Genomic DNA, 10,594 nt, shown 5'->3' on the forward strand with positions numbered 1-10,594 from the left:
GCTTCGTGGGCTGCAGTCTCCGCAGAGATCGCCACGGGTCTCGAACCGGAACGCGTAGCTCTTGATCCCCTACACCACGTCGCGGGACACGGCCCCGCGAGGAACCGCACCTGCTGCCACTGCCGCCCGAACCGTTCGAGACGGCGATGACTTTCGAGCCGAGGGTAGACCGCCACAGCCGGATCACCGTCAAGATGTGCTCCTCCTCCGTTCCGTCCGATTCATCGACCGCAAGGTCACCCTCCATCTGGCCGACGACATGCTGGTCGTCTTCGACAATCGCCGTGATGGCTGTGTCCCTTTCTCCGGGAGTTCTTTCGAGACGCCTTGGGGAGTCGTTTCGCGAGGGCAGGCAAGATCAACGTCAGTGGCTTTTGATGTCAGCCTCGGTATTGCGAGGCGATTGCCTGAAGCAGCGTCCCGTAGAGCCCGGCTGTCAGTGCTGGGTGGAAGACTGCCCGGCATGATCGAACCGAATCCGAAAGCGGATCTTCTCCGGTACCTGCAAGACGCGCGTGACGCCCTGTTGTGGAAGCTCGATGGGCTCTCGGAATACGACATACGCCGTCCGCTGACCCCCACGGGCACGAACCTGTTGGGGCTGGTCAAACACATCGCCAGCGTGGAGCTGGGGTACTTCGGTGACACGTTCGGAAGGCCATTCTTCGACGAGGCGCCGCCGCCCTGGTGGTATACGGAGGACGCAGAACCCAACTCGGACATGTGGGCCACTGCACATGAGTCACGCGAAGAGATCGTCGGGCTGTATCACCAGGCGTGGAAGCACTCCAACGGCACGATCGCGACGCTGACGCTTGATGCGATCGGTCACGTCCCGTGGTGGCCGGAGGAGCGACGAGAGGTGACACTGCACCACATCCTGGTGCGCGTGATCTCCGATACCCAGCGGCACGCCGGCCACGCCGACATCGTGAGAGAGCTCATCGACGGAGCCGTCGGGTACTTGAGGGGCAACGACAACATGCCACCAGGAGACCAGGCATGGTGGGAGAACCACCGGCGCCGACTGGAGCGCGTGGCGCGGGAAGCCGGCAACGGCTGATCCCGCCCTGCTGCCGCCACCTTCACCGGCTCCGGGGTCGGCCATGTGGCGCGGTTCAGCCAGTGTTGGCGCGTTCGGCTTGCGTTTTGGCGTGGGCGAGGCGGTAGGACTCGGTGCCGGTTTGCATGAGGGGGGCGTTGAAGGTGTCACGTAAGCGAGAGCCTTCCTGTCTTAGCAGTTAAGGGACGAGTAACTCGTCACCCCGCCCTGGTGATCACCGGCCACACGGCGGTGCACCTCACCTCGCCCGAGAGGAAGACTGATGAACGCACGCATCGTGTCAGTAAGTGAAGGCCCGCGTCTCGCCCGCTCGATTGCGGTCGGTCCTCATACGCTGGCTGCGGACGAACCCCAGCCCATCAGCACTGATACGGGACCCACACCCGGAGAATTGCTCCTGGCCGCGCTCGGGTCGTGTACCTCCATGATCGTCCGGGCCACAGCGGACAGGCACGATTGGCCGCTCGACCAAGTGGATGTGGCTGTGCAGTTCGATCCGCAAGGACAGATCGTCAAGAACATCCGATTGACCGGCGATCTGGAGCCTGTCCACATCAAGCAACTGCTGGCAGCTGCCGGGCGCTGTCCTGTGCATCGTCTCCTGACCAGGGAGGCCACGATCGTCACCGTGCCCACTGTTTTGGCAAGGCCCCGCGAGTCCCACAGCCAGACACTGCCGAAATGACCGCCTGAGGCGTCCATGAGATGGCTCAGGACGGGTGTCCTGTCAGGAGGGGAACCGCAGATCGGCGTCAGCGGCATCTTCCTTGCGGATGATGAAGACAGCGATGTCCTTCGTATGCGAACTCTGCGGTGACAACTGGGCGATCAGGCGGTGATCGCCGTCAAGGCCGAACGACCCGCCCTGCTGCCCCGGGGCGTGGCAGACCGGCTCGCAGGCATGGCAGTCCACGCACTCGGAGGATTGATGCAGAGCGTTCGATCGCCCTCATAAATGCGATCCACAGGGCATTCGGTGAGGCAGGCTCTGTCCTTGCCGTCGACGCAAGGCTGGGCAATGACGTACGTCATTTTCTCCTCTTTCGTCCGACGGAGATGATCAGCGCTCAGCCGACTTGCGGCAGGCAGTCTTCCGACTGAAGGTAGGACCATGAAGATCACGACGTTGTGACAGCCTGGCGCGTATCCCGCCTGGGCCGTAGCCGACTTGTCACAGGATGAAGGGCTATGCGGTCTGATGGGTGACCCCTCCCCATATGAATCGCAGCATGCGACATCTGAGATGAGGAACCCTGTGAATACTTTCGTGATCGTCGGTGGCGGTCTGGCCGCGGGCAAGGCGGCCGAGGCACTGCGGGAGCACGGCCACAGCGGCCCGCTCGTCATCATCGGCGACGAGCGTGAGAAGCCGTACATTCGGCCGCCGCTTTCCAAGGGATACCTGCTGGGCAAGGAAGAGCGCGATTCGATCTTCGTGCATCCTGATGACTGGTACAGGAAGCACGATGTCGACTTGCTGCTGAACACGCGTGCGCGCGCGGTCGATTGGCGGGCACGGAAGGTGGAACTGGACGATGGGCGTCAGGTTCCCTACACCAAGCTGCTCCTGGCTACCGGCTCGTCTCCACGTCGTCTGTCCGTCCCCGGAGCGGACCTCGACAACATTCTGTATCTGCGCCGCGTGGGAGACAGCGAACGGCTCAAGTCCGCCTTCAGTACGGGGGCGAAGATCGTCGTGATCGGTGCCGGATGGATCGGACTTGAGACCGCCGCGGCCGCCCGGATGGCCGGTGCCGAGGTGACGGTGCTCGAGCACTCGGAGCTTCCCCTGCTGAAGGTGCTCGGGCGCGAAGCGGCTGAAGTGTTCGCTGCTCTCCATGCTGATCACGGCGTCGATCTGATGCCCAACGTGCAGGTGGAATCCCTCACCGGAACAGACGGCCGGGTGGACGGGGTGCGGCTCACTGACGGCCGCCACTTGGCCGCGGACGCCGTGGTGGTGGGCATCGGTATCACCCCCAACGTCCAGCTCGCCCAGGAGGCGGGCCTGGAAGTGCAGAACGGCATCGTCACCGACGAGCATCTGCAGACTTCAGTGGCCGACATCTACGCTGCAGGCGATGTCGCCAACGCCTACCACCCGCTGCTCGGCCGCCGCCTCCGGGTCGAGCACTGGGCCAATGCGTTGCATCAGCCGGAGGTGGCGGCGCTCAGCATGCTCGGCAAAGACGCCGTCTACGACAGACAGCCGTACTTCTACACCGATCAGTACGACCTCGGAATGGAGTACACGGGCTACACGGAACCCGGCGGCTACGACCGCGTCGTCTTCCGCGGTGAGCCGTCAGAACGACGGTTCATCGCGTTCTGGATGGCGGGGAACCGCGTGCTGGCGGGCATGAGCGTCAACGTGTGGGATGTCATGGACCCGATCCGGTCCCTCATCACATCCGGGTCGGACATCGACGACGCGCTTCTCTCCGACCCGGGCGTACCTCTGGACCGCATCCTGCCGTGACACCCCGGCGCGGGCGAGAGTGGGCCGGATTGCACATCGCCTCTCGCCCTCGTCGGTGTCAGTGGGGCCCCGCCACGGGTTCACGGGCGCGCCGGCAACGGAAGGTTGTCACAGATCCCGGGACGGCCTGGTCGTACTGAGTGACAACCCCGGCGATCGGAGAAGATCGTGGCTATCACCGAACAACGTCTGTCCACCATGGTGCTGGTGATCGGCACCGGAGGTGCTGGACTGCGAGCATCGATCGAACTGGCTGAGGCCGGTATCGACGTCCTCGCAGTCGGCAAGCGCCCCAAGGAGGACACCCATACGGCCCTTGCTGCCGGAGGAATCAACGCGGCCCTCGCCACCATGGATCCCGAGGACAGCTGGCAGCAGCACGCAGCCGACACTCTCAAGGAGAGTTATCTGCTCGCGGACCCTCGCACCGCCCAGATCGTCACTGAGGGCGCCGGCCGAGGCATCGGCGACCTGGAACGCTATGGCATGGCCTTCGCCAGGGAAGACGACGGCCGCATCTCCCAGCGCTTCTTCGGCGCGCACAAGTTCCGGCGGACCGCCTTCGCCGGTGACTACACCGGTCTGGAGATCCAGCGCACGCTCATCAGGCGCGCGGACCAGCTCAATATCCCCGTGCTCGACGGCGTCTACATCACTCGGCTCCTGGTACATGACGGCGCCGTTTTCGGTGCCTACGGCTTCGACCTCACGAACGGAAGGCGCTACCTGATCCACGCCGATGCCGTCATTCTTGCTGCGGGTGGCCACACCCGTATCTGGCGGCGCACGTCCTCGCGGCGCGACGAGAACACGGGTGACTCCTTCCGCCTGGCCGTGGAGGCCGGAGCCCGCCTGCGCGACCCTGAGCTGGTCCAGTTCCACCCTTCCGGGATCATCGAGCCGGAGAACGCGGCCGGCACCCTGGTCAGCGAGGCCGCTCGGGGCGAGGGCGGGATCCTGCGCAACGCGCTCGGGGAACGGTTCATGTCCCGCTACGACCCTGAGCGTATGGAACTGTCCACCCGCGACCGCGTGGCCCTGGCCGCCTACACGGAGATCAAGGAAGGGCGGGGGACCCCCAAGGGTGGCGTGTGGCTCGACGTCTCCCACCTGCCACGGCAGACGATCATGACGCGGCTCCCCCGCGTCTATCAGACTCTCCTGGACCTGCAGATGCTGGACATCACCAGCGAACCGATCGAGATCGCGCCCACCGCGCACTACTCGATGGGCGGGGTGTGGGTGCGTCCCGAGGACCACAGCACCGATGTGCGTGGTCTGTACGCCATCGGCGAGGCGTCGAGCGGGCTGCACGGCGCCAACCGCCTCGGCGGGAACAGCCTCATCGAGCTGCTGGTCTTCGGCCGCATCACAGGCCAGGCCGCCGCCGCCTACTCGCAGTCACTGACCGCGCAGCCGCGGTCGGCGTCGGCAGTAGCGCAGGCTCGCGCGGAGATCGACGATCTCCTCGCGGCCGACGGTCCGGAGAACGTACGCGCCCTGCAGCGCGACATCCGCAACACCATGACCGAGCATGCGGGCGTCGTACGCGACGAAGAGGGCCTGGGCGCCGGACTGGCAGAGCTCAGCGTGATCGAGAAGAGGATGGAGAACGTCGGCATCCATCCCGACATCGCCGGCTACCAGGATCTCGCGCACGCCTTCGACCTCAAGTCCTCCGCTCTGGCAGCCCGGGCCACGCTCGAAGCAGCGCTTGAGCGTCGTGAGACCCGGGGCTGCCACAACCGCAGCGACTACCCGGACATGGATCCCGCTCTGCAGGTCAATCTCGTGTGGTCCCCGACGACGGGGATCACCCGCGAGAGCATCCCCGCCATCCCGGACGAGATTGCCTCTCTGATGCAGGAGGTATCGGCCGATGGAAAGCTCGTCGAATAACTTCATACAACCCTACGAGGTGCCCAATAGCGGCATGTCCGTGCGCTCTCCTTCGAGCACGCCGAGTGAGCGTCGACGGGGTCCCGATGCGAGCGAATGAACAGCCGCACTTCCTCGTGCAACCGGGCCCCGAGGGCCGCACCGGGAAATTTTCTCGATCCAGGCACCCCTGTCACAAGTAGATCCACTGTCCTGTCTCTTCTAGTACAGACAGACTTTATTCAGTACGGGTGAGCAGCTCATCGCAGGATGCGCGCACCGAGAAAAACTCCGAGAGGAATCCGTAATGAAGATCGTAGTAATCGGTGGAACCGGGCTCATCGGTTCGAAGCTGGTCGGCAAGCTCAACGAGCACGGTCACGAGGCGGTCGCGGCCTCGCCCAACACCGGGGTCAACACTCTGACGGGCGAGGGTCTGGCCGAGGTCCTCCAGGGCGCGCAGGTCGTGGTCGACGTGTCGAACTCCCCCTCGTGGGCGGACGACGAGGTCATGAACTTCTTCCGCACCTCGACCACCAACCTCCTGAAGGCGGAGGCGGACGCCGGCGTGACGCACCACGTGGCGCTGTCCGTGGTCGGCACCGACCGCCTCCAGGAGAGCGGGTACTTCCGTGCCAAGCAGGCTCAGGAAGAGCTGATCAAGGCGTCCAAGGTCCCGTACTCCATCGTCCACGCCACGCAGTTCTTCGAGTTCATGAAGGGGCTCGCGGACATGTCGACCGAGGGCGACACCGTGCGTCTGGCCCCCGTCAAGATCCAGCCCATCTACTCCGACGACGTGGCCGCCGCTGTCGGCCGCACTGCGGTCGGCGACCCGGTCAACGGCGTGGTGGAGATCGCCGGCCCCGACGTGTTCCAGCTCGATGAGCTCATCCGTAAGGGACTCGCCGCCAAGAACGACCCCCGCACGGTCGTCACGGACCCGCACGCCAAGTACTCCGGAGCCGAGCTGCAGGAGACCACGCTCGTGCCCGGTCCGGACGCGCATCTCGCCGAGACCCGGTTCGCCGACTGGGTCGCGCAGCAGCAGTAAGTCCCGCGGGTGGCCCCTGCCAGCAGGCAGGGGCCACCTCTGCGTTCCGGCCGCAGGTTCACTCCACCGCATACACAGCCACTGCCTCAGCCTTCCTTGCCAGGACGATCCGTTTCTTCATCTCTCGTGGGTCCAGGCTTTCGACGTTCATGGCCGGCAGCAATTCGCTCGAAAAGCAGCCCTGAATTCGACTGCAGGCCGCAGTGTGCCTGAATTCGCCCTGTGTGAGCTACCCGCACGAAGGAATCGGCTCGCCGTGATTACCAACGTGCGCGAAAAATTCACCGCCTTCGAAGGGCTCCTCAAGCTCTATGGAGCCCATCCACCCCGGTCCGAGGCCTACCTCAGTGTCCAGACCGGCAGTGTGGACGCGGGTTTTCCGGAGCGGGACGCGCATGTCACCGGCCCGGACTTCCTCGACTCAGCAACGTTCCCTCTCATGGGCTTCCGTTCCGCCGGAATCCTCGATGCCGGTGACGACCAGATCCGCATGGCGGGGTACCTCCGGATCAAGGACGTTGAACTGCCCCTTCACATCGACACGGCGTCTCAGCTGCCTGATTCCGGGAGCTCTTTTCAGCGTGGCCACTGATCGGCTACGGGGCCGGTGTCCGCAACGCACGAGGCTCCCGTGCCGTTGAGGGAGGTGTTCGAAGTCTCAACTCACCGGCACAGTAGCCTCGTTGGTTCCCTGTCCTGCAGCACTCGACCTGCCTCACGCCTTGGTCGAGTGCGTCACCATGCTCATCGTCACCCGCGAGGGTGACCGTCGCTGCATTCTCCCGCCGCACCAACATGCCCTGGTCGGCCTGGTGTACCTGCGCGCAGTCACGACACTCTCACTCAGCTCGCAGAGGGCTTCGGCATCTCCGTCTGCACCGCCCACGCCTACACGACAGCCGTCCTCGCCCCCTCGCCGACCGTGCGCCCGGCCTGCTGCGCGCCCTGCGCGAAGCCGTCTGCTCAGGCACCTGCTCAGCATCCCCCTGACCTCATGACCACGCTGTGGCGACGAACCGGCAGGGCGGAATCTTTGCCGCCTCGCCTTGTTGGGTGCGCCGATCAGCGAACTGTCCGCGCCGCCTCCTCAATGATGTTGGCGACGTCGTGTGGGCGGAAGACGCTCACGACGTGCGCGGCCCGGACTTCCACCGTGTGCGCCTTGGCGCGCTCGGCCATGAAGGTCCGGGCCTGCGGGGCAATGTTGAGGTCCTCGGTAGCCACCAGGAACCAGGACGGAATGGTCTTCCGGGCCGGCTCGGAGGCACCCTCCTCCAGATCAGCGTCGGTGCTTGCCGGCGATCTCCTTGTACTCCTGCGCGGTCGGCTTGGTGATCTGCGTGCCTTCGCCGTAGAAACTCCGGCTGAGCCCGAAACGCAGGCGCTGAGTGAGGCTGGATCTGAAATCCGGACCTCCCGCACTTTCCCTGGGTCCGGGACCTATCGGCTTGTACTGCACATGCTGTGTAAGAACGTGCAGTTCTTCCTGACTGAGCGGCTCATGCACCTCGATGAACTCGCCGTGTGGCAAACGCTTGACAATGCCGGTCTCGCGGCCGTGCAGCACTTTGTCGCGGTCTCGGCGCTGGAGGCCGAGTGCAGCCCGATTCGCCACGAAGTAGGCCAGAAGAGGCACGATGAAGAGACCGATGCGAACTGCCCACGTCACTGATTCAACCGAGACGTGAAAACGAATGGCGATAATATCGTTCGCGGCACCGATCAAGGCCACCAGATAGAAACTGATCCATGCGACGCCCAGTCCCGTTCGCACCGGGCGGTTACGTGGTCTGTCGAGGATGTGCTGATCACGATTGTCATCGGTCACCCAGGACTCGATGAACGGGTACGCGCCCATGGCAAGGAAGAGACCAACGCCTGCCGACAGCGGGATCAGGTTGTCCAGAGCCAGGGTGTGGCCCCAGAAATCGATTTCCCAGCCAGGCATGACTCGCAGCAGTCCGTCTGCTATGCCCATGTACCAGTCGGGCTGCGAGCCTGCCGAAACCTGGTCGGCACGGTAGGGGCCATACAGCCAGACGGGGTTGATCTGCGTGACCGAAGCGAGGATGAAAATGATGCCGGTGACCAGGAAGAAGAAGCCTGCGGACTTCACGGCGCGTACCTTGACCGGAAGGCCCACAACATTCTTGTTGCTACGTCCCGGACCTGGATACTGCGTGTGCTTGTGGTGGAGTACCAGGACCAGATGGGCGGCAAGCAGTCCCACCATGAGGGCGGGGATGAGCAGAACGTGGATCATGTTGAAACGCGCCACTAGATCGGTCCCCGGAAACTCGCCCCCAAAAAGGAACATCGAGAGGTACGTTCCGACGATCGGGATGGAGAGGATTGTTCCGTTCACGACCGCGAGTCCGGTCCCGGAAAGAAGGTCATCCGGAAGGTCGTACCCCGTCAGTCCTCCGAACATTCCCAGGATCAGCAGCAGGAACCCGAACAGCCAGTTCAGTTCGCGGGGCTTGCGGAACGCGCCTGTAAAGAATACGCGCATCATGTGAACAAGGATGGCGGCGACAAAGACCAGCGCCGCCCAGTGGTGGACCTGCCGGATCAGTAGGCCACCACGCACATCGAAGGAGATGTGCATAGTCGAATTGAATGCCTCCGACACCAACTGGCCCCGCAGCGGCGCGTAACTGCCCTGGTACTCCAATTGATTCATCGACGGATGGAAGTACAGGGAAAGATACACACCGGTAACGATGATAATGAGGAAGCTGTAGAGGCATATCTCACCCAGCATGAACGACCAGTGGTCCGGGAAGGCTCTTCGCGCATTTACCCTGACTCTGCTGTACACCCCCAGGCGTCCGTCGGCCCATTCGGCAACCCTTTCCCCCTTGCGTTCGCGCCGCACTTTACTTTCCTGACTCCCGTCGCCCATACCCCTACCACCATTCATAAATCACCCAAAAGGATTGCTTTTGAGATTGCAGATTTCACGTCACTTAGGCCCGCCACGGTCTCCCCCCGGCGACGGGCAAAGAATTCACTGCGGCAGGGCCTGTGCCTACCGGCGGCGGATTTGAGACAGACGGGGCACCTACTCTGTTTCCATCCGTCTTACGGGGACCGCCAAACGCCGAACTGTGACTCAGCCGGTGTGGATCACGAGGTCCAGCACCTTCCGGACGCCGTCGCCACCGCAGGCTCCTGAGCTGGAGCCTCAAGAACCGCCTTGGTCATCACTGCACTCCTAGGGTCAGCAGGCTCCTGGACTGCTTCCGCCCATATGACCGGGCATCGGGCGGGGATGTGACACGCAGCCGAGTTCCGCGTGGCGTTGAAGGGGATGATCCGCAGAGAACCGTGTGACCGGGGCGCTGCGGTGCGGCTGACCATCCTTGCGTGACAGCCTGCGCCGGCACAGCGCGTGGTGAGGGCCTCTGGGCAAAGGACGGTGCCCGAGCCTTCGGGATCAGGCGTGGAAGCTCATGTCACAAGGTCCGTGCCTGCCCGGTCTAACAAGTTGAGCCGAGATGCAGGAGGGAGGATGCCGTATGGACCATGCTGACGCGGTGCCCATCGCGGAGTTGCTTGATGAGCGTCGGTATCTGCTGGATGTCGCCTACTGGATGCTGGGCAGCCCGGGTGAGGCGGAGAGTGTTGTCGATGAGACCTACCGTCGGTGGTACGGGCTGTCCGACGCAGCGCGCCGACAGATCACGGTGCCCCGCTCCTGGCTTGCGAAGACCGCGGGCGGAATCTGTCTGGGCCGCCTCGCCCTGCCCGACCGGGATGCGGCCGACCGGAGAACGGGTGCCCCCACTGAGACGCAAGACACCGAGGAGACGCAGGCGAGACTGGAGGAGGAGGTCAGCCGGGTACTGCTGAACGCTCTGGACTCCCTGTCGCCGGCCGAGCGGGCGGCGTTCGTGCTCAATGAGGTCTTCGGGATGACGCCCGGTACGGTCGCCGACATCGTGGGGCGCACCGAGCCGGAGTGCGCCGAACTCGCCGACCGGGCACGCCACTACCTACGCGTGCAACGCTCACGCCCCACGACACCGCAACAGCACGACGCCCTCGCCCGCGCCGTCCACCAAGCATGCGTCACCGAGGACGCCGACCTGCTCGCGTCGCTGCTCTGCCCGGACGC

9 protein-coding genes and 2 pseudogenes are annotated in these 10,594 nt (G+C 64.2%); 8 read left to right on the top strand and 3 right to left on the bottom strand.

Translation table 11 applies throughout. The annotated features are described in order from the left end of the window. Positions 1-463: 463 nt before the first annotated feature. Positions 464-1,063, top strand: a complete 600-nt coding sequence (locus tag AB0D57_RS45995; protein ID WP_362088482.1) for a DinB family protein — start codon at positions 464-466, stop codon at positions 1,061-1,063. Between the two features lie 262 nt (positions 1,064-1,325). Next, positions 1,326-1,748, top strand: coding sequence for an OsmC family protein (locus AB0D57_RS46000; protein WP_362088483.1), 423 nt, complete (start codon positions 1,326-1,328; stop codon positions 1,746-1,748). Positions 1,749-1,790: 42 nt separating this feature from the next. On the opposite strand, the pseudogene AB0D57_RS46005 reads toward AB0D57_RS46000, so the two are convergent. Beyond that, a pseudogene (locus tag AB0D57_RS46005) lies at positions 1,791-2,095 on the bottom strand (ferredoxin family protein). 211 nt (positions 2,096-2,306) lie between these two features. Between AB0D57_RS46005 and AB0D57_RS46010 the strand changes: the two are divergent. The 5 genes and pseudogenes from AB0D57_RS46010 to AB0D57_RS46030 all read left to right on the top strand — a co-directional run. After that, positions 2,307-3,542, top strand: a complete 1,236-nt coding sequence (locus tag AB0D57_RS46010; protein ID WP_362088489.1) for an FAD-dependent oxidoreductase — start codon at positions 2,307-2,309, stop codon at positions 3,540-3,542. A gap of 198 nt (positions 3,543-3,740) precedes the next feature. Continuing rightward, complete coding sequence (locus AB0D57_RS46015) at positions 3,741-5,441, top strand: FAD-binding protein (protein ID WP_362088490.1); 1,701 nt, start codon at positions 3,741-3,743, stop codon at positions 5,439-5,441. A 286-nt stretch (positions 5,442-5,727) separates the two neighbouring features. Further along, positions 5,728-6,474, top strand: a complete 747-nt coding sequence (locus AB0D57_RS46020) for an SDR family oxidoreductase (protein ID WP_362088484.1) — start codon at positions 5,728-5,730, stop codon at positions 6,472-6,474. 256 nt (positions 6,475-6,730) lie between these two features. Continuing rightward, the gene (locus AB0D57_RS46025; protein WP_362088485.1) at positions 6,731-7,066 is read left to right on the top strand and encodes a YceI family protein; all 336 of its coding nucleotides are present in this window, start codon (positions 6,731-6,733) and stop codon (positions 7,064-7,066) included. A 91-nt stretch (positions 7,067-7,157) separates the two neighbouring features. Then, positions 7,158-7,428, top strand: a pseudogene (locus AB0D57_RS46030) (transposase family protein); the annotation flags it as partial. A 108-nt stretch (positions 7,429-7,536) separates the two neighbouring features. Here the strand turns inward: AB0D57_RS46030 and AB0D57_RS46035 are convergent. Next, positions 7,537-7,698 (bottom strand): hypothetical protein, encoded by a 162-nt coding sequence (locus AB0D57_RS46035; RefSeq protein ID WP_362088486.1) that lies wholly within the window; start codon positions 7,696-7,698, stop codon positions 7,537-7,539. A 55-nt stretch (positions 7,699-7,753) separates the two neighbouring features. Further along, on the bottom strand, positions 7,754-9,379 hold the full coding sequence (locus AB0D57_RS46040) for a cytochrome bc complex cytochrome b subunit (RefSeq protein WP_362088487.1): 1,626 nt from the start codon (positions 9,377-9,379) through the stop codon (positions 7,754-7,756). Positions 9,380-9,995: 616 nt separating this feature from the next. Between AB0D57_RS46040 and AB0D57_RS46045 the strand changes: the two genes are divergently transcribed. Continuing rightward, the coding region (locus AB0D57_RS46045) for an RNA polymerase subunit sigma (protein WP_362088488.1) at positions 9,996-10,594 on the top strand (599 nt) is incomplete at its 3' end.

The organism is Streptomyces sp. NPDC048275 (assembly GCF_040652275.1).
Taxonomy (GTDB): Bacteria; Actinomycetota; Actinomycetes; order Streptomycetales; family Streptomycetaceae; genus Streptomyces.

Coding starts and splice junctions, on each gene's coding strand:
- AB0D57_RS45995 (WP_362088482.1), top strand. CDS start 464: ATGATCGAACCGAATCCGAAAGCGGATCTTCTCCGGTACCTGCAAGAC.
- AB0D57_RS46000 (WP_362088483.1), top strand. CDS start 1,326: ATGAACGCACGCATCGTGTCAGTAAGTGAAGGCCCGCGTCTCGCCCGC.
- AB0D57_RS46010 (WP_362088489.1), top strand. CDS start 2,307: ATGAGGAACCCTGTGAATACTTTCGTGATCGTCGGTGGCGGTCTGGCC.
- AB0D57_RS46015 (WP_362088490.1), top strand. CDS start 3,741: ATGGTGCTGGTGATCGGCACCGGAGGTGCTGGACTGCGAGCATCGATC.
- AB0D57_RS46020 (WP_362088484.1), top strand. CDS start 5,728: ATGAAGATCGTAGTAATCGGTGGAACCGGGCTCATCGGTTCGAAGCTG.
- AB0D57_RS46040 (WP_362088487.1), bottom strand. CDS start 9,379: ATGGGCGACGGGAGTCAGGAAAGTAAAGTGCGGCGCGAACGCAAGGGG.